Genomic DNA, 19375 nt, shown 5'->3' with positions numbered 1-19375 from the left:
TCCTGACCGGATACCGCAAGCGTAATTCTATGGAGACGAAAACACAATTGGCAAAGCTAGGTCTATTTGACGCGAAAGTGCCGCGTTACACTAGCTATCCCACGGCGCCCCACTTCTCGAACGACGTGACGCCCGAACTTTTTGGCGCGTGGATCAATGCGATTCCGGCCGATTCTCAGATATCGCTGTACATCCACGTCCCGTTTTGTCGGCGGCTTTGCTGGTTTTGCGCATGTCGCACCCAAGGTACCGCAAGCGCATCGCCCGTCGCGGCCTATGTGGAAACGCTCAAGCAGGAGCTCAAGATTCTCAAGGCCCAACTGCCTGATGGAATCACCCTGTCGCGGCTTCACTGGGGCGGTGGAACGCCCACATTGCTTGAACCTGCAATGATGGAAGATTTGGTTGGCGCCATTTTTGACGTTGCGCCAATGGCACCAGAAGGCGAATTTTCCGTAGAAATCGATCCGAACGAAATCGATGATGCGCGACTGACCGTGCTCTCGCGGGCTGGCATGAATCGCGCATCAATTGGTGTTCAAGATTTCGACCCCGACATTCAGGAAACCATTGGTCGCATTCAGGGATATGATGTCACACGCGATGCCGTAGACGCCATTCGCGCGCATGGGGTCAAAAGCCTGAACGCCGATATCTTGTTTGGCCTGCCTCACCAATCCCAAGCACGCATCACCGAAAGCGTCCAAAAGCTGTTGTCACTCTCACCTGATCGGGTTGCGCTGTATGGGTATGCGCACGTCCCTTGGATGGCCAAGCGCCAGCAGATGATTCCATCTGATGCTTTGCCTACGCCGCAAGAGCGACTTGCGTTGTTTGAAACAGCCCGCAAATTGTTCCTTTGGGATAATTATGCCGAAATCGGCATCGACCATTTCGCGACAAAAGAAGACGGGCTTGCGATCGCTCAGGCCAACGGAACGCTGCGACGTAATTTCCAGGGATACACCGACGACACGTCAGACGTCCTGATTGGGGTCGGCGCGTCATCTATTTCGCGGTTTCCGCAGGGCTATGCTCAAAATGCGCCTGCTACGTCGGCCCACACTGGCAAAATTCGCGACGGCCAGTTTTCGATCAGCCGCGGACATGCCTTTAAAGATGACGACAAGCTACGATCCCGTTTGATCGAAGCATTGATGTGCGATTTCCAAATTAATTCGCAAGAAGTCATCGACACATTCGGAATTTCACAAAGCCAACTGCAAGATGTGTATCGTCCGCTGGTCGAGGGGTTCCCTGATATGCTTGAGGTGACACCCCAAGGTATCTTCATTCCCGAGAAAGCCCGGCCTTTGACACGTATGATGGCACGTGCCCTCGATATCTATGGCCTAGACAAAGCCGGTCATAGCTCGGCGATTTAAGACGCTATCCCTTGCCGCTGTGCTCCGCATTGGTGCACGGCGGCAACGTGATAACACAGTTCATAAATCTGGTGCCGCGGCCAACAAATTCCGTGTGTATTCTGTCTTGGGGTCTTGGAACAAGGATTGGGCCTCGCCTTGCTCAACCACATCGCCCTGTTTCATCACCATGATCTTGTGGCTCATGGCCCGCACCACATGCAAATCGTGACTGATGAACAGATAGGCCAACCCGTATTTGCGTTGCAGATCACGCAACAAATCTACGATCTGCACCTGAACAGTCATATCAAGCGCCGACGTGGGTTCATCCAACACGACCAGCTTCGGCCTCAGGATCATGGCCCGAGCAATGGCAATGCGCTGACGTTGCCCACCTGAAAATTCGTGCGGATACCGATCCATCGAGGCCGGATCCATCCCCACCTCTTGCATCACTTCAGCGACCAAATCACGTTCTGACCGGCCATCCCGCCGCCCGTGCACACCAAGCCCTTCGGCTATGATTTGCTCGCAGGTCATACGCGGAGACAAACTTCCAAACGGGTCTTGAAATACAATCTGCATGTGCTTGCGAAGATCACGCAACGCCTTGGTCGACCATTGACGCACATCCTGTCCATCAAATGTAATGCCCCCCTCGGACGAAATGAGCCGCATAATCGCCAACGCCAACGTGGTCTTGCCCGATCCGCTTTCGCCGACGATCCCCAATGTCTCGCCTGCCCGCACAGAGATTGATGCGTCGTTGACCGCTTTGACATGGCCCACGGTTTTCTTGAAAAACCCGCGTTGAATGGGAAACCACACCTTAAGGGATTCGGTTTCGGCCATAACTGGCGCGTCGGGAGCCACGGGATCGGGAACGCCAACGGTCCGCGCGCTCAGCAATGTCTGGGTGTACGGATGCTGGGGGTTGGCGAAGATTTCATCAACAGGTCCGGATTCTACAATTTCACCATTCTTCATCACACACACTTTGTCGGCAATGCGTTTCACGATCCCTAGATCGTGGGTGATGAACAGCAGCCCCATGCCCTCGGTTTTTTTCAAATCCGCCAAGAGCTCCAAAATTTGCGCCTGAATGGTGACGTCCAGCGCGGTGGTCGGCTCATCCGCGATCAGAACATCAGGCTTGTTGGCCAGTGCCATCGCAATCATCACCCGCTGACGTTGCCCCCCAGAAAGCTGGTGGGGGTAGGCCCCAAGGCGGCTTTGGGCATCACGAATGCCAACTTTTTCCATCAATTCGATAATGCGTGTCCGCGCCTGCTCGCCCACAAGCCCTTGGTGCAACGCCAAGGACTCGGCCAATTGTTTTTCAAGAGTGTGCAGCGGGTTCAAAGATGTCATCGGCTCTTGGAAGATGAACGAAATATCGTTCCCACGGACCTGTCTTAATATCTGTTCCTTTGCCCCGATCATTTCTTGCCCGTCGTATGTGACAGAACCAGAGGTTTCCGCGCTTTGGGGCAACAAGGCGACAGTCGACAGCGCGGTCACGGACTTGCCTGATCCTGATTCACCCACCAGCGCGACGGTCTCTCCGCGATCGACGCTAAACGAAACGCCTTTGACGGCCTCGATCAGCTTGCCGTCCTGGCGAAAGCCAACACGCAAGTCTTTGACTTCAAGAATGCTCATGAGAAGGTCTTTCTTGGGTCAAAGGCATCGCGGACACCTTCAAAGATAAACACCAGCAGCGACAGCATGATCGCGAACGTAAAGAACGCCGTGAACGCCAGCCAAGGTGCCTGAAGGTTTTGTTTGGCTTGCAAGGTTAGCTCTCCTAACGACGGGGCTGTGGATGGCAATCCAAATCCGAGAAAATCCAAACCGGCCAAGGTCGAAATGGTTCCGGTCACAATGAACGGTAACATCGTGACCGTCGCAACCATCGCATTTGGCAACATATGTCGGAACATGATCACGCGGTTCGACACCCCTAAGGCGCGGGCCGCACGGACGTATTCAAGGTTTCGAGCACGTAAAAATTCTGCGCGCACAACACCCACCAGAGCGGTCCAACCAAACAGGACTGTCAAGAAAACCAGCAACCAGAAACTTCGGCCCAAAATCGCGAACAAAATGATAATGATGTACAGGCTTGGCGTAGAGCTCCAGATTTCGATCACTCTTTGGAAAATCAGATCAACCCATCCCCCAAAGAAGCCCTGAATCGCACCGGCAATAATGCCGATCACACTGGCCAGACAGGTCACGATTAATGTGAACACGATCGACAAGCGGAACCCGTACAGAACACGGGCCACGACATCTCGCTTGCGATCATCTGTGCCCAACCAGTTTTGCGCATTCGGCGGCAACGGTGCCGCACCCGGACGATCCACGGGGGTGTCATAGGCATAGGGGATAAGCGGCCAAAGCGTCCAACCCTGCTCAAAGTTTTCGTCTTGGAATGTCGCCGCTGCGACCTCTGCAAGAACCTCTTCTGGGTCATCAAGACACAGATCAACACCACCAGTTTCAATCAGGCATTGCACCACGGGGTCGCGATAATCGGCCTCGGTCTTAAAGTCGCCGCCAAAGGCTGTTTCGGGATAAAACTTGGCCACTGGCGCAAAAATTTCGCCGCGGTAACTTACCAAAATGGGTTTGTCGTTCGCCAAAACTTCGGCAAATAGGCTGATCCCAAAAGCCAGCGTAAAGAGAATGAGCGACCAGAAGGCACGCCGGTTGCGTTTAAAGTTGCGCCAGCGGCGCTGATTGAGAGGAGACAACGCCATGACTTAGCCCTCTCTCTTTTCGAAATCGATCCGAGGATCGACCAACACATACATCAGGTCCGACAATATCCCGACCACCAGACCAATCAGGCCAAAGATAAACAATGTGCCAAAGATAACAGGGTAATCGCGTGCAACTGCAGCTTCGAACCCGAGTCGTCCCAACCCATCCAACGAGAAAATCGTTTCGATGATCAATGATCCCCCAAAAAACACACCGATGAACACGGCAGGAAATCCAGCGATCACAATCAACATCGCATTTCGAAACACATGGCCATACAGCACACTGTTTTCACTAAGACCCTTGGCACGCGCTGTCATCACATAGTGTTTCTTGATCTCATCAAGGAAGCTGTTTTTGGTCAACAAGGTCAACGTCGCGAATGCAGCAATTGTCGAGGCAAAAACAGGTAACGCGATGTGCCAGAGATAATCCAAGATCTTGCCTATGGCGCTAAGGTCATCAAACCCGTCAGAGGTGAGCCCTCGGAGTGGAAAGATCTTCCAGTACGAGCCACCTGCAAACAGCACCAACAACAAGATTGCGAACAAAAATCCAGGTATGGCATAGGCAACGATGATGATCCCCGACGTCCATGTATCAAATGCCGATCCATCTTTCATTGCCTTGCGAATGCCCAATGGAATGGACACCATATATGCGATCAGTGTCGACCAAAGACCCAGCGTGATCGACACTGGCATTTTTTCCAAGACAAGTTCGGTCACACTGATTTTGCGAAAATAACTTTCGCCGAAATCCAGACGCATATAGTTGCCCATCATATTGAAAAACCGCTCTAGCGGGGGTTTGTCAAAACCAAACTCTTTTTCGAGTTGCGCGATAAACTCGGGTGGCAATCCTTGGCCTCCGGCATATTTGCTGGTGCTCGCGCCTCCTGCAAAGTCCTCAGACTGCATATTTCCCGCATCTTGACCGCCGCCGGCAAAGCCTTCGAAGACGTCGCCTTGGCCCTGCATTTGCGCAATCACCTGTTCAACTGGACCGCCCGGCACAAACTGAACAAGCGCAAAGTTAATAATCATGATGCCCAAAAGGGTCGGAATGATCAGCAACAGCCGCCGTAAAATATAGGCTCCCATCTGCGAACTACCTCAATGCGCCGGACGCTTTTAAATCGGCCGCCTTGTCCGCATTGAACCACCAGAAATCCAACTGCCCTAACGCATACCGCGGCAGTGGATCAGGATATTCGTATTGGTCATAGTAAGCGACCCAAGTGCTGTCATTATACCAGACCGGAATCATGAAGCGCTCCCAACGCAGCACACGATCAAGCGCCATCAACGCCACATCGCGATCCTCGCGGGTTTCGGTTTCCAAAGAGATATCGATAATTTTGTCGACCAATGGGCTAGCTAAACCGGCCGGGTTGAACAAACTGATGGCCGCCTCTTTAGACCCATACCGCTGATGTAATCCGGTGCCTGTGTCCAAAAATGCCGCGTATTGGTCAAACACCAGCTCATAATCACGGTCTCTTTCACGCAATGTGTATTGGGCAGGATCGATTTTTTCGTGCGTGGCATCTATCCCCATGCGGCGAAGGTTTTGCACAAACACCTCGACGAATGCCCCCATTGTGGCCGACCCCGAAGACGGCATCGGAAAGTTAAGCTTGAGAGTATCGCCCTTGGCGTTGCGACGCATCCCGTCGTCCCCCACAGCCCATCCGGCCTCGTCAAGCAATGCCATCGCCCTCCGCAAATTACGGCGGTCGACTTCGCGTTTGGGGCTTGAGGCATGTGCCATAATCGCGGGCTCATTTAGAATTTCGTCGGGCACCAAATCCCCTAGGCTTTCCAGCAAGGCGCGTTCTTTGCCCTCTGGCAGCCCCTTTGCCTCAAGGGGGTTTCCTTGGACAAAGGAATGGCGTTGTTTGAACAGGCCGAACTGGAGCGACTCGTTTGTCCATTCAAAATTATAGGCCAGCGACACCGCCTCGCGGACACGTCGGTCTTTTAGAACCTCTTTTCCAAGGTTAAACACCACGCCCGTTGGCGTGGGAGGGGTGCCATCCGGCAGCTCTTTTTTGACGACATCGCCCTTTTGAACTCCGGGAAAGTCATAGCCCGTGGCCCATTGTTTGGAATTGCCCTCTTGGCGAAAGGTATACTCGCCAGCTTTGAATGCTTCGAATGCAGCCGAGTCATCTGCGAAATACTCAATCCGGATACGATCAAAGTTGTGGCGGCCCTTGTTGATGGGCAGATGCCAGCCCCAATAGTCAGGGTTGCGTTTATACACGATCCGCCGATTGATATCATAGCTGTCAATCATATACGGGGCTGATCCCGGTGATGTCTCGAGCCGCGGTTCATCAAGGCGTGCGCCAGTCTCCTCGTACCACGCCTTGGAATACACCGGCACCCCACCGACTTGGTCAATCAAACTGCGTCGGGACATCCCTTGGGCAAAGGTGAATTTGACTGTGTGATCATTCAGGGCTTCGGCGCTCAGAACGCGTTTCTTCACGGCCTGCCCATACGACGGCAACCCCTGCTCGATCAGCAAATTATGGCTAAAGACCACATCATGCGCGGTAACAGGTGTGCCATCAGAGAACCGCGCCTCTGGGCGCATAAAGAACGTGACCCAAGTTTTGCCCTCGTCGTACTCAAGACGTTCGGCCAACAGACCATACGCCTCGCCGTACACATCCGCCGGCATTCCACCGCCACCGGCAGGTGCTTCGCCCAACAATGTTTCGTACATCATCCAGCTATAGCGCCCAGCGCGCCCCTTACGCGCATAGGGGTTCATCGAATCAAATGTTCCGGGCGCCCAGATGGAGATTTCGCCGCCCTTGGGGGCTTCGGGGTTCACATACCCGAAATGGGTGTAATCCGCCGGATAGGTAAGATCCCCAAAGTATGAATACCCGTGGCTCCGAATAATCCCGTCGCCTTCGGCACGGGCAGATTGGGCCGCCATCAAAATGGAAATAGCAGCGGCACCAGCCACCAACCACTTCCCTAAAAGCGGGGCCAAGTGGCTCTCTGCTGTTTTTGCAATGATGCGGGGCATGGCTCTTCCTCTGATATTCGGATGATTTTGGGTCATTCCTGTTTGGCTCAAGCTAAAGTGCCTCCTTGCCCACATTCAAGTCGAGAATGGCTCAACAAGATGTGAATTCGCATTCTCCAGCGACATGCCACTCACTGGTACACTCCGGATTTTGCGAATAAGTGGGCGAATCTCATACGAATGTCACGTTGAACATGCGCATGAAAAAGGCCGCTACTGCGACAGTAGCGGCCCATTCAATTCTTGAGTGTTGTGCAGCTTAGTTGGTCAAGCTGTCCAAATAGGCAATAAGGTTCGCACGATCCGCAGGTTTCTTAAGACCCGAGAAAGACATCTTGGTGCCCGGCGCAAAATCTTTTGGCTTGGTGAGGAACCCGTCAAGGTTTTCAGGGGTCCAGACGTCGGCGACAGCAACAAGCTTGCCCGAGTATCCGAAACCATCAACAGACCCAACAGCGCGGTCTACAACACCATAAAGGTGCGGTCCGGTCGCATTGGCTCCATCTTCCAGCTTGTGGCAAGATTTGCACTTACCATATACCTTTGCACCTTTGGCCAGATCAGCAGATGCGATCAATTCTTCCAAAGTGGGTCCAGCTACTTCTTCTTCGGCGCCAGCATCATCAGCGCTTTCTACTTCGATCACATACGCCTGTTGCGCGTGATCGCCGTGGCCGCTTGGTCCGGTGTGATACAGAATGTCGCCAGCCCATGCGCCCAGCAACAGTATCAATAGCGCCCCGCAAAGCGCACCCAAGGTTTTCGTCATTGTCATCGTGTCAAACATGCTACGTTTCCGTCTCGTGGCGTTTGCGGGGTATCTATCCGCTTCCTCTTGTCAAAGGCAAGGTATAGTTACCGCGACCAAACGCCCAATTTCGGGTTTAGGGATGGAAAAGACGCACATGAGCAACCGTATTGCCTTTCAAGGAGAGCCCGGAGCGTATTCGCATCAAGCTTGCCACGAAGCGAGACCTGATATGGAAGCCCTGCCCTGCAACACGTTCGAAGATGTCATTTCGGCCGTGCGCACAGGTGAGGCAGATCTTGCCATGCTGCCGATCGAAAATTCCACATACGGACGCGTCGCCGATATTCACAGACTGCTTCCAGAAAGCGGGCTTCATATTGTCGACGAAGCCTTTGTCCGTGTGCGCATCAGCCTGTTGGCTCTGCCCGGTGTGAGCGTTGACGACATTTCGTTGGTTCGGGCGCATTTGGTATTGCTCCCTCAGTCAGCGAGCTTTCTTAAGATGAACGGAATTCAGGGGATCGCGGCCGCGGATAGCGCCGGAGCCGCCGCCGAATTGGCAGAGAGCGGTCTTCGCACCGAAGGCGTTCTGGCCTCGCAACTTGCGGCAGATATCTATGGGCTGGATGTGCTCGCCAAAGATATCGAAGACCACGGGCATAACACGACACGATTTGTCATTATGTCACGCGAACCCGATCATTCGCAGCGCGGTGACGGCACCATGATGACCACATTTGTCTTTGAAGTGCGCAACATTCCTGCGGCACTTTACAAAGGCATGGGGGGATTCGCGACCAATGGCGTCAACATGACCAAGCTGGAAAGCTACATGGTGGACGGATCATTTACGGCCACCCGGTTTTATGCGGATATTGAAGGGCACCCAGACGACGCCCCCGTAAAGCGCGCCCTAGAAGAGTTGGAGTATTTCACCAACTCACTGAATATTCTGGGTGTGTATCCTGCGGTCAAAATGCGCCACAAATAGAGCCAGCCATCAGGCCATTTGAGTGTAACGTACTTCCATGTCACGCGCTTGCGCCGCAAGCCGCTTGTTAAAGCGCTTGTTGATGTTGCCACGCGCCAGTTTGAAAGACTGTACAAGCAGACGTGCCGACAGTGTTTTCGGCTTCATTTCGGCAACGACATTCATGCGCGTTTTGGTTCGGGACAGCGCCACCAATTCAACAGATATGGCGGATTCGAGCCCTTGCATAATGGCTTGGAGGCCAAGCCCTTGGGGCGCATCAAAATTCGTGACCTCTAAATCTAGATGTCGTTGCTTACCGCGAAATAGAAAACTGATATCCCATGCCGTGCCAAGCCCCGCCTGGCGCGGGCTATCTTTTCGAGCGATGTCTACGCCACGGCGCATGGCCAGCCGCTCGTGGCGGTCAAAATCAGAAAGCATATCAAACACATCATTTAGAGGGATCTCAAGATCTTGCTTGGATTTGAATTCCATAAACTTTGCCCCTTCATACGCTCATATCAGTTTTAGGCTCTAATCCAGTCGGTCCGCAAGCCAGTTGCGGAGAATGAAATGCGCAATAGCGCCTTTTCGTGCAGGTTTAAGCTTTGGATGCTGTCCGGCAAAAGCTTGCATCATCTCTTCGCGCGCAACCCAAATTGCATCTTCAATCTCAACGGGATCGATTTTGATGTCTTCACCCAATGCTTCGCCGCGACAGCCAAACATCAAGGAGGACGGAAACGCCCAAGGTTGGCTTGCCAAATAACGAACTTCGCCCACAGGCACATTGGCCTCTTCCAACACTTCGCGCCGCACCGCCGCTTCAAGTGTTTCTCCGGGTTCTACAAATCCAGCCAGAAGAGAGTACATTCCGTCCGGCCATCCAGGGGATCGCCCCATCAGCACCTTGTTGCCAGAAGTAATCAACATAATCACCACAGGATCCGTGCGCGGAAAGTGATGCCCCCCACAAGATGGGCAATCACGCTGCCACCCACCCATTGCGCGTGCACTTTCGTGGCCACAAATTGCGCAAAACCGATGTGATCTGTGCCAGCTTTGAATGGCACGCGCCGTTGCTGCCAATTCCGCATCGCGCGCATTAAGTCCTGACATCACTGCGCGCAATTCGCTAAACACGTGATCTTCTGGCACTGTGTCGTGGTGCTGTTCACTTTGGTCAAAGAAGCTCTGCAAGGCCTCCTGGTCGACGGTCTCTGGCTCCCAAGAAGACACATCATGTGCAAAAATCGCCCCGGCCTCTTCTTGGCCCAAGAATAGCGGTGTTTCCACGGCGTGTTTCAGAAGAGGGTGCGCCATCTCAAGCCGTACCAACACATCACGCCGCTCTCCGCACACCAATGGTTTTCCGCGCCACAAGACAATACTTCTACTCGTGGGGTTCGCCTTGAGTTCTGCCAAGGCATCACCATCCGAACGAAGCTCGGCTGCACGGTCTAATCCAGACCCACCAAAGGTGACGGTTTCTGCGTGTCTCATTATTATCTCCTGATCATCCAAGACTTGCCATGCGCGCACATCAAGAGCAAGAATGTCTGGACCTTTATCATCATCAGTGAAAATTGAATTATTATTTTCTTTACACTCAACATGTTACATGACACCCACTCATAGCTGTAAATGGTCTTCTGAAAATAGTGCGGGTGTGTGAATACTGAAGGCCAACCAATCTGGTAACCCGCAACTTAGGCTATTCACGTGCCCGACATTCATTCTGCGAGTATTCGCCCCGCTCGGGTTTCCCTAAGCATTCTGGCGACAACTGATGTGCATGCACATTTGCTTCCGTTCGACTATTTCACCAATAAGCCGGACAACAGTTCCAACCTCAGCAAATTGGCAACCTTGATAAAGGAAATCAGGGCAACCACTCAGAACACACTGCTTTTGGACAACGGGGATTTTCTCCAAGGCACACCGATCACGGACTTGTACGAAACTGACACTGTCCCTCGCGGCCTCGAAAATCCGGCTGTGACGGCCATGAACCATCTGCAATATGACGCTGCGGCCTTGGGAAACCACGAGTTCAACCTGCCCATTCCCCTGTTGGGCTCAGTGCTGTCACAAGCGTCGTTTCCAATTATCTGTAGCAACATCCACGGCATCAGCTCTGAGGCCAAGGGTGTCTGGGAAAATTGCACGATCCTTGAGCGTTCAATGGTCGATCAGTTGGGCAACACACATCGCATTAAAATCGGGTTGTTTGGTGTGATGCCACCCCAGGTGCTGCTTTGGGATCGATCTCGGGTCGAGGGGCACCTTGCCTCGGACGACATTGTCATCGCTGCCACCAAAGCTGTCAGCCAGTTGCGTAAAGACGGTGCAGATATTGTGATCGGTCTGGGGCACACAGGTGTGAGCAATGCCGCGCCGTCCCCCAACATGGAACACGCAGGTATCCCATTGGCCGCAGTTGAGGGGCTGGACGCGCTGGTCCTCGGGCATTCTCATCTCGTGTTCCCTGGACCACAACCCGAACATCCTGCCATAGACCAAACGGCTGGTACGATCCACGGAACGCCGACTGTGATGCCCGGATCTGCAGCCTCGCATCTCGGCAGGATTGATGTGACGCTCGAGCGCTCTGACATAGGGTGGGCACTTGTAGAGCACACGACCACTGCCATTCCCGCCAGCCGTCGCGCGTGCAAAGGCACCCCACACTTGGTGCCAGAAACCGACCCAGATTTTCTGTCAATTCTGACACCTGCACACGAATGGGCCCTTTCGGAAATTCGCAAACACGTCGGCACATTAAGAGCCCCCTTACACAGCTATTTCGGCCTTCTGCCCGAAGACCCAACAGTCAGATTTGTTGCACAAGCCCAGCTCGATTTTGTCTCTAGGCATTTTGAGAACTCTGACTACGCACACTTGCCGGTATTATCTGCCACGGCTCCACAAAAATGCGGAGCCAGAGGCGGGCCCACCCACTACACCGACATTCCTGCGGGCCAAGTGGCGATGTATCACATTTCAGATTTACAGTTTTTTCCAAATGACATTAGCGCCCTCTTGATGACTGGCGCAGAGATCGCGGACTGGCTTGAGATGTCGGCCAGCCAATATTGTCAGATTGCGCCCAATCAAGCAGACCAACCCCTCCGGAACGACCATTTTGCCGGATATAACTGCGACACAATACTTGGGCTGACATATCAGATAGATCTCACTCAACCGGCGAGATACGCCCCATCCGGAGAGGTCATCGCGCCAGAGGCTCAACGTATCAAAGGGTTATCTTGGCGCGGCGAACCGCTGTCCGCCACACAGTCAGTTATTCTGGCGGTTAACAACTATCGCTCTGGCGGAGGTGGCTATTTCCCACATGTGTCGCCCGAAAAAGTGATACTCGAAAGCAAAACCAAAATTCGCGACATTCTGATCGATTTCCTTCGTCAGACAGACAGCGATGCAAAGGATACGCTCCCGATTTGGAGTTTCGTACCGATTGCTGGTGCTTCGGTAACAATTGATACGTCACCCAAGGCCGTGACCTTGTTGCATACCGCACCTCATTTGAGACTTGAGGAATTGGGCCCAACCCAAGATGGGTTTACGCGGTTTCGTCTCGACTTAAGCAACTGATCACCAAGACATCGCTGCGCTTGCATCCGCCGGACAGCCGCACTATATCGTGACTCGAGAGGTTGGCGCGGGCAAGCGCCTCGCCAACCTGGTCAGATCCGGAAGGAAGCAGCCACAACGAGCCCCGCTTGGGTCGATGTCCAGCCTCTCACCTAACCACGCCACAGAGCAATACCGCTCTGAAATCCCAGAGGAGGGCTTTATGATTGTAGAAATGACCCTTCGGGCAGCGTGTATCTAACTGGGTCTCACCCCTTTTGCCTGCCTGAACCCGTACCGAATCCGCCTGCATTCGCGGTGGCTTTGGCGTATTTACGACAAATATAGGCAGAGCAATGACGCTTTCTCTAAATGATCTCGGTTGGGCACCGTTCTTTTCCAATCAGCCCCATACACATTCCACACTCACCCCTTTTCGTATCATCGAAGTCCACCGCGACCGCCTGTTAGGGTTGGGTCAAACAGGGTCCGTCTCACTTGTGACGCCCCATGGTCCCACAGGCAGCTTTGCAGTTGGCGATTGGGTGCTTGCAGACCCTGAGCTGCGCGTTCAGCAATTGTTAGAGCGCCGAACAGAACTTTCACGGCGCGCAGGTGTTGGCGATACACGGTTGCAGCTTATTGCCGCGAATGTGGATGTGATGTTCATCACCAGCTCTTGCAATGCAGACTTCAAGGCCGCGCGACTGGAACGCTATCTGGCACTGGCGCAAGGTGCCCGGTGCTATCCAGTGGTGATCCTAACCAAGGCCGACCGTTGTGACGATCCCGAGAGGTTTCGTAAAACCGCCGAAAAACTCGCCCCTAATCTGGTTGTTTTAACGGTGAACGCTCACGATGCCAGCGATCTGGCAGAGGTCGCAAAATGGTGCCCCAAAGGGCAAACTGGCGTCTTGCTGGGGTCGTCCGGTGTCGGGAAAACCACCTTGATGAATGGTTTGACCGCAGGCACCGAGGCCACGCAAAGCATCCGAGAGGATGATGCCAAGGGACGCCACACAACCACGGCTCGGACCTTGCGGGTGATGACAAACGGCGGACTTCTGGTGGACACCCCCGGCATACGCTCGTTACGGTTGACCGAACCCGAAGACGGCTTGGAAACCGTGTTCTCGGACCTGCAAGATCTCGCCGCGCAGTGCAAGTTCAACAATTGCAGGCACGAGTCAGAGCCGGGATGTGCAGTGCGCGCGGCCTGCGAAGCGGGCACACTTGCGCCGGAACGCGTCGAACGCTGGCGAAAACTGTTGCGTGACGAAGGCCGCGAAGGCGAGTCGACATCGCAGTTCAGGGCACGAGACAAGTCTTTTGGTAAAATGGTGCGCGAAGTCAAACGTATCAAAAAAGGCCGCAAAGGTTACTGACACGCGGTCGCGATACCGTGCCTGAGCACCTTAGCAGGCATCAAAATCTGACAATACACCTTCTGTTGCCCACGATAACTGGGCAACAGTTTCCACAGCGCATGGCCTGGCCGCACGCAAGCGACGAAAGGCGGTCTGCGGGTCTTCTCCCAGTGCCACCATCATCCTAAGCGCTATCATTCCTGATCGCCCACAGCCACCAAAGCAGTGGACCAAGACATGCCCCCCCGCATGCAGCACTGTCACAACTTGGTGTGAGATGTCTGACCAGTCCCCTAAGGCCTGTGCAGAAGGGGTCGCAAAATCCTCTATAGGAATGTGCCTGTACAAGATGCCTGCGGCAGCAAGATCAGCCTGAAATCCTTGCGCTCCAGCAGTTGAAAATTCTTTGGTTTCGGTCAGGCTTAGAACAAGTTGCGCGGACCAGTCACGCACCACCGTCATATCCGCATGATACGTTCCAAACCGACCGGGAATCGGGCAAATCCCCAACATTCCAACGCCCACCTGAATTTCAGAGATGTGAAAGGTCATAAGCGCTTGGCGGCAAATGTGTCACAAGATTGAAGCGCCCCAGTGTCATATCCTCGTGCGAACCAGCTCGCGCGCTGTTTCGATGTCCCATGCGTAAATGTATGCGGTTGCGGCACACGGCCTGCGCGCTTTTGCAAATGGTCATCCCCGATTTTGCGCGCTGCATTCAGGGCCTCGTCGATATCCCCCGCATCAAGCAGCCCATCCACGGCACGCGCCGAAACGCCGGAAAAACAATCTGCCTGAAGCTCCAACCGCACCGTCAACGCATTTGCTTCGCGCGTGCTTGCCTGTTGCCGCGCCTGATGAACCTGCCCCAAGATGCCCAGTTCATTTTGGACATGGTGCGCGACTTCGTGGGCAATCACATACGCCGCCGCAAAATCCCCCCGCGCACCAAGCTGCTGCGAGAGGGTGGCAAAGAATTGTGTATCCAGATAGGCCTTGCGATCAGCTGGACAATAAAACGGACCAGTTGCGCCATTTGCTCCGCCGCAGGGGCTTTGGGTCACGCCGGAAAACAGCACCAAAACGGGCGGCGTATATTGTCGACCCAGTTGTTCGGCAAAAACCGTACTCCAGACCTCTTCGGTCGTGCCCAGAACGGCCGCGCTAAACTCTCCGGCTTTGCGCTCTTCTGCACTCAGCGGGGTATTGGTTTGTGGCTGTGGGTGCGCCACATCATCCAACAACGGTGTGACATCAATGCCTGCAAAGTACCCGATTGCCAACACGATCAACACTCCCACTCCGCCGATACCTGCACTGCGACCGCGCGTATTTCGCCGATCTTCGACGTTCCGGCTATGGCGAACCCCTTTTAAGCGCATTCTGCTCTCCTGTTCATTTCTGACGCATCATACCAGCGGTCAATGCACACGACAGGGGGAAAACCCGTACATTCCTCACAGAAGAATACCTGTTTTCCGCAAAGCGCTCTGAAACCCACCAATAAATTTGCGCTATACCAAACGCCCGACACCTACGCGCGGCTTGCTGTGCAGAAATTTGTGCCCTCAATATCTGCCAATTCTGTGGACCTTGCGCGCCTGCAACATTAGGCTGTGTATGTTCTGCAATCTCGAAAGCGCCCCATGTCCGACACCCCAGAAGCCACGTATCAGGTTCTTGCGCGCAAATACCGCCCAGAGACGTTTGTTGATCTTGTCGGTCAGGACGCCATGGTGCGCACCCTCAAGAACGCGTTTGAGGCAGACCGCATTGCCCAAGCGTTTGTCATGACCGGTATCCGCGGCACGGGGAAAACCACAACCGCACGCATTATTGCCAAAGGCATGAATTGTATCGGGCCTGACGGTCAAGGTGGCCCGACAACGAACCCGTGCGGCGAATGCGAGCACTGTGTGGCGATCATGGAAGGCCGCCATGTGGACGTCATGGAAATGGATGCCGCTTCGCGCACTGGTGTGAATGACATTCGCGAAATCATCGATTCCGTGCATTATCGTGCTGCATCGGCGCGGTATAAAATCTATATCATCGACGAAGTTCACATGCTGTCGACCAGCGCATTCAACGCGCTGCTTAAAACGCTCGAGGAACCCCCCGCGCACGTAAAGTTCATTTTTGCCACAACCGAGATTCGCAAGGTTCCCGTGACTGTGTTGTCGCGGTGTCAGCGTTTTGACTTGCGCCGGATCGAGCCCGAAACCCAAATCGCCCTGTTGCGTAAAATCGCGACGGCAGAAGCTGCTGACATCACGGACGAGGCCCTCGCCCTGATCACGCGCGCTGCCGAAGGCTCGGCGCGCGACGCAACTTCGTTGCTGGACCAAGCGATTAGCCACGGCGCAGGAGAGACCACCGCAGATCAGGTGCGCGCCATGCTGGGGCTGGCCGACCGGGGGCGGGTTCTGGACCTGTACGACATGATCATGCGCGGTGACGCGGGGGCGGCATTGAATGAACTGTCTGCTCAATATGCAGATGGCGCCGATCCAATGGCCGTGCTGCGCGACTTGGCCGAAATCACCCATTGGGTCAGTGTGGTCAAGATTACGCCGGATTCTGCGGATGATCCCACAGTGTCCCCTGATGAACGCGCACGCGGCATCGCCATGGCCGACAAACTGCCAATGCGCGTCATGACCCGTATGTGGCAAATGCTGCTCAAGGCGCTTGACGAGGTCGCCGCCGCACCAAACGCCATGATGGCTGCTGAGATGGCCGTGATCCGGCTGACACATGTCGCCGAACTTCCGAGTCCGGAAGAACTTATTCGCAAGCTGCAAGATACCCCACCGCCCCCAACGCCAACCGGTGGCGGCGCCCCACGACCAGACGGGTCGACACAGGGCGGCGTCGTTTCGCAATCGGCACAGGGCGGCTATGCTTCGGGATCCTCTGCAATGGGGGCCTCACCGACAACCGCATCATCGTCTGGTGGCTCTGTGGTGGCCTTGGCAGATGCGCAAGAACATGCGTTGGCAAGATACCCGACGTTTGACCATGTGATTGAATTGATCCGAACCAACCGGGACGGCAAGCTTTTGATGGATGTCGAAGGTGACCTCAGATTGGTCAGCTATCGCCCGGGCCGGATTGAGTTTGTGCCAACAGCCAAAGCTCCGTCCGACTTGGCACAGCGGCTCGGATCACAGCTTCAGGCGTGGACAGGAAACCGCTGGGCGATCACCGTTGTCAGTGAAGGCGGCACCGAAACCATCGTCGAGAAGCGCAATGCAGCAGATACAGCTCTTCGCGCGCAGGCAATGGAACATCCTTTGGTCCAAGCCGTGATCCAAGCATTTCCCAAAGCAAAGATTTCCGAAATCAAGACGGCACAAGCTCTCGCCGCAGAAGCACAGGCCGAAGCTCTTCCAGAAGTCGAAGACGAGTGGGATCCTTTCGAGGAAGATTAAGTCCGCACCTGTCGCGCTGGATCTACAAATTTTCCTGATGGCATGCCGGAACGGCAAGGGAAACTGGCTCTGCTCTTGTATGGTTGGCTCTGCCCCCGTATCTAGATGCATAACCACAGCATTCCTTATGGAGAGACAAATGATCAAAGGTTTGGGTCAACTTGGCGATATGGCCAAAATGATGAAGCAAGCGCAGGAAATGCAAACCAAAATGACCCAGATGCAAGAAGACCTGCACAGCATCATGGTCACCGGTGAAAGCGGTGCGGGATTGGTGAAAGCCACCGCGACAGCCAAAGGCGAGCTGAAAGGGCTGGATATCGATCCGTCAATTTTCAATGGTGATGACAAAGAAGTCGTCGAAGACCTTATTCTTGCCGCCATCAAAGACGCACAATCCAAAGCCAGCGAGCGTGCCCAACAAGAAATGTCATCAATCACCGAAGGTCTGGGCCTGCCAGCAGATTTCAAGATGCCGTTCTAAGACACCGACCCCTTAAGTGCCTCTTCCCTCGGGGAGGCACTTATACCTCAACCGTTCCCACAGGATACCGGAGATGAGCAGCAGCAAAGATATCGATGATCTGATTGACATCATGGCCAAGCTACCTGGTCTTGGTCCACGATCTGCGCGCCGTGCGGTCCTGCATTTGGTCCGGAAACGCGCTTTGCTACTGACCCCTCTCGCCGATACGCTTCAGACCGTGGCGGCCACAGCCCGCGAGTGCTTGAACTGTGGCAATATCGGCACCTCGGACGTCTGTGATATCTGCACCAGCAACGAGCGTGCCACAGGGGAACTCTGTGTTGTAGAGGATGTCTCTGACCTTTGGGCGATGGAACGCTCAGGTGCCTTCAAAGGCCGCTATCACGTCCTCGGCGGGACGCTGTCTGCACTGGATGGTGTCGGTCCTGACGAGCTATCTATCCCCAAGCTCACGGATCGGATCACAACCGAAGACATTACCGAAGTCATTCTTGCTCTGAATGCCACGGTCGACGGGCAAACCACTGCGCATTACATCGCGGATCACCTTGAATCACGTGTGAAACTATCGACTCTTGCTCAAGGCGTCCCCATCGGTGGTGAACTTGACTATCTGGACGAAGGCACGATTTCGGCGGCCCTTAACGCGCGCAAAACAGTATGATGTCTCTGCGCGGCGGGCGTAGCGGCCCGACCAAATGCGCTCGGGGTCACCCGCCGCTCTAATTCCGATCTCACCGAACATTATTGTGGACATCTGCGTATGCAAAAAGGCCGCCCCAAGGGGCGGCCTCATGCGTTTCAATACCCGTAAATATCAGGGTTGCTCGTCAGAGCTATCCTCGCCGCCTGGCAGGTTAAAGAAGCTATCTGCGTCAGAAAAGTCGCCTTTGTTCAGATCGTCTTCTTCATCATCCGGCGTTTCGTTCAACGAGAAGGTCTCAAGACCTTCGATCGCTGACGGAATCTTGGGTTCAGCTTCCATACCCAATGACTGCTCGGTCGACACCAGCTTACGACGCTCGTCATCGCTCATGACGCCACCTTCAGCCGCTTTCTTGGCCGCAGCCTTTTGTACAGCCAAATCAAGCTCGGACTGCTTGCAAAGCCCCAAAGCAACCGGATCAATCGGTTGAATGTTGGCAATGTTCCAATGCGTCCGCTCACGGATGGCCTGAATGGTTGGCTTGGTTGTACCGACCAGTTTACCAACTTGACCATCAGACAATTCGGGGTGGAATTTCACCAACCACAGAATGGACGCAGGGCGATCCTGACGTTTTGACAATGGCGTGTACCGCGGGCCACGGCGTTTTTCTTCGCCAACAGCAGCCGCGTTGAATTTCAGCTTGAGCTTGTGCAGAGGGCTTTTCTGCGCGGCATCAATTTCTTCTTGAGTCAGCTGGTTGTTTGCGATCGGGTCAAATCCTTTGACGCCCGTCGCGACATCGCCATCAGCGATGCCTTGAATTTCAAGTTCGTGCATCCCGACGAAATCCGCGATCTGCTTGAAGCTGAGCGTGGTGTTGTCCACGAGCCAAACAGCGGTTGCCTTGGCCATAATCGGTTTTGCCATCATCGGTCT

The 19375-nt window shown here is 54.3% G+C and carries 17 protein-coding genes and 1 other RNA gene; 8 read left to right on the top strand and 10 right to left on the bottom strand.

The window, feature by feature from the left end:
• Positions 1-29 precede the first annotated feature (29 nt).
• Positions 30-1385, top strand: coding sequence for an oxygen-independent coproporphyrinogen III oxidase (hemN, locus tag FAP39_RS02635; protein WP_138014827.1), 1356 nt, complete (start codon positions 30-32; stop codon positions 1383-1385).
• Positions 1386-1445: 60 nt separating this feature from the next.
• Here the strand turns inward: hemN and FAP39_RS02630 are convergent, their stop codons facing one another.
• From FAP39_RS02630 to FAP39_RS02610, 5 genes are all read right to left on the bottom strand, one after another.
• Entirely contained in the window at positions 1446-3029 is a 1584-nt protein-coding gene (locus FAP39_RS02630) for an ABC transporter ATP-binding protein (RefSeq protein WP_138014826.1), read from the bottom strand.
• Positions 3026-4132, bottom strand: a complete 1107-nt coding sequence (locus FAP39_RS02625; RefSeq protein WP_138014825.1) for an ABC transporter permease — start codon at positions 4130-4132, stop codon at positions 3026-3028. Before FAP39_RS02625 ends, FAP39_RS02630 begins: the two co-directional genes overlap by 4 nt.
• Positions 4133-4135: 3 nt before the next feature.
• On the bottom strand, positions 4136-5239 hold the full coding sequence (locus FAP39_RS02620; protein ID WP_138014824.1) for a microcin C ABC transporter permease YejB: 1104 nt from the start codon (positions 5237-5239) through the stop codon (positions 4136-4138).
• A gap of 7 nt (positions 5240-5246) precedes the next feature.
• The gene (locus FAP39_RS02615) at positions 5247-7184 is read right to left on the bottom strand and encodes an extracellular solute-binding protein (protein ID WP_138014823.1); all 1938 of its coding nucleotides are present in this window, start codon (positions 7182-7184) and stop codon (positions 5247-5249) included.
• Positions 7185-7443: 259 nt separating this feature from the next.
• Positions 7444-7971, bottom strand: coding sequence for a c-type cytochrome (locus FAP39_RS02610; RefSeq protein ID WP_138014822.1), 528 nt, complete (start codon positions 7969-7971; stop codon positions 7444-7446).
• A gap of 118 nt (positions 7972-8089) precedes the next feature.
• Between FAP39_RS02610 and FAP39_RS02605 the strand changes: the two genes are divergently transcribed.
• Positions 8090-8926 carry a prephenate dehydratase gene (locus tag FAP39_RS02605; RefSeq protein WP_138014821.1) on the top strand — a complete coding sequence of 279 codons (837 nt, stop codon included), beginning with the start codon at positions 8090-8092 and terminating at the stop codon, positions 8924-8926.
• A 9-nt stretch (positions 8927-8935) separates the two neighbouring features.
• Here FAP39_RS02605 and FAP39_RS02600 read toward each other — a convergent pair whose 3' ends face one another.
• Positions 8936-9403 carry an SRPBCC family protein gene (locus tag FAP39_RS02600; RefSeq protein ID WP_138014820.1) on the bottom strand — a complete coding sequence of 156 codons (468 nt, stop codon included), beginning with the start codon at positions 9401-9403 and terminating at the stop codon, positions 8936-8938.
• Between the two features lie 39 nt (positions 9404-9442).
• A complete protein-coding gene (nudC, locus tag FAP39_RS02595; protein ID WP_138014819.1) occupies positions 9443-10411 on the bottom strand; it encodes an NAD(+) diphosphatase in 969 nt (322 codons plus the stop codon).
• A 219-nt stretch (positions 10412-10630) separates the two neighbouring features.
• Here nudC and FAP39_RS02590 point away from each other — a divergent pair, with 219 nt between their 5' ends.
• The 3 genes from FAP39_RS02590 (at position 10631) to rsgA (ending at position 13887) form a co-directional block, all read left to right on the top strand.
• Entirely contained in the window at positions 10631-12523 is a 1893-nt protein-coding gene (locus tag FAP39_RS02590) for a bifunctional 2',3'-cyclic-nucleotide 2'-phosphodiesterase/3'-nucleotidase (RefSeq protein ID WP_171006767.1), read from the top strand.
• Between the two features lie 55 nt (positions 12524-12578).
• An RNA gene (ffs, locus tag FAP39_RS02585) (signal recognition particle sRNA small type) lies at positions 12579-12677 on the top strand.
• A 181-nt stretch (positions 12678-12858) separates the two neighbouring features.
• On the top strand, positions 12859-13887 hold the full coding sequence (gene rsgA, locus FAP39_RS02580) for a ribosome small subunit-dependent GTPase A (RefSeq protein ID WP_138014817.1): 1029 nt from the start codon (positions 12859-12861) through the stop codon (positions 13885-13887).
• Positions 13888-13917: 30 nt separating this feature from the next.
• Here the strand turns inward: rsgA and FAP39_RS02575 are convergent, their stop codons facing one another.
• The gene (locus tag FAP39_RS02575) at positions 13918-14421 is read right to left on the bottom strand and encodes a phosphatase domain-containing putative toxin (RefSeq protein ID WP_138014816.1); all 504 of its coding nucleotides are present in this window, start codon (positions 14419-14421) and stop codon (positions 13918-13920) included.
• Positions 14418-15251, bottom strand: coding sequence for a KPN_02809 family neutral zinc metallopeptidase (gene ypfJ / locus FAP39_RS02570; RefSeq protein WP_138014815.1), 834 nt, complete (start codon positions 15249-15251; stop codon positions 14418-14420). Before ypfJ ends, FAP39_RS02575 begins: the two co-directional genes overlap by 4 nt.
• Before the next feature lie 264 nt (positions 15252-15515).
• On the opposite strand from ypfJ, the gene FAP39_RS02565 reads away from it, so the two are divergent.
• The 3 genes from FAP39_RS02565 to recR all read left to right on the top strand — a co-directional run bounded on the left by FAP39_RS02565 (position 15516) and on the right by recR (position 18454).
• Positions 15516-17303 (top strand): DNA polymerase III subunit gamma/tau, encoded by a 1788-nt coding sequence (locus FAP39_RS02565; protein ID WP_138014814.1) that lies wholly within the window; start codon positions 15516-15518, stop codon positions 17301-17303.
• A gap of 139 nt (positions 17304-17442) precedes the next feature.
• Positions 17443-17787 carry a YbaB/EbfC family nucleoid-associated protein gene (locus FAP39_RS02560; protein WP_138014813.1) on the top strand — a complete coding sequence of 115 codons (345 nt, stop codon included), beginning with the start codon at positions 17443-17445 and terminating at the stop codon, positions 17785-17787.
• A gap of 73 nt (positions 17788-17860) precedes the next feature.
• Complete coding sequence (gene recR / locus FAP39_RS02555) at positions 17861-18454, top strand: recombination mediator RecR (protein ID WP_138014812.1); 594 nt, start codon at positions 17861-17863, stop codon at positions 18452-18454.
• 153 nt (positions 18455-18607) lie between these two features.
• Here the strand turns inward: recR and FAP39_RS02550 are convergent, their stop codons facing one another.
• Positions 18608-19366: a DUF1013 domain-containing protein gene (locus FAP39_RS02550; protein WP_138014811.1), complete on the bottom strand. Its 759-nt coding sequence runs from the start codon at positions 19364-19366 to the stop codon at positions 18608-18610.
• Positions 19367-19375: the final 9 nt, after the last annotated feature.

The organism is Shimia litoralis, assembly GCF_005518135.1.
GTDB classification, from domain to species: Bacteria; Pseudomonadota; Alphaproteobacteria; order Rhodobacterales; family Rhodobacteraceae; genus Shimia_E; species Shimia_E litoralis.
The sequence above is the reverse complement of the archived record's forward strand: the minus strand, read 5'-3'. Positions and strand labels throughout refer to the sequence as shown.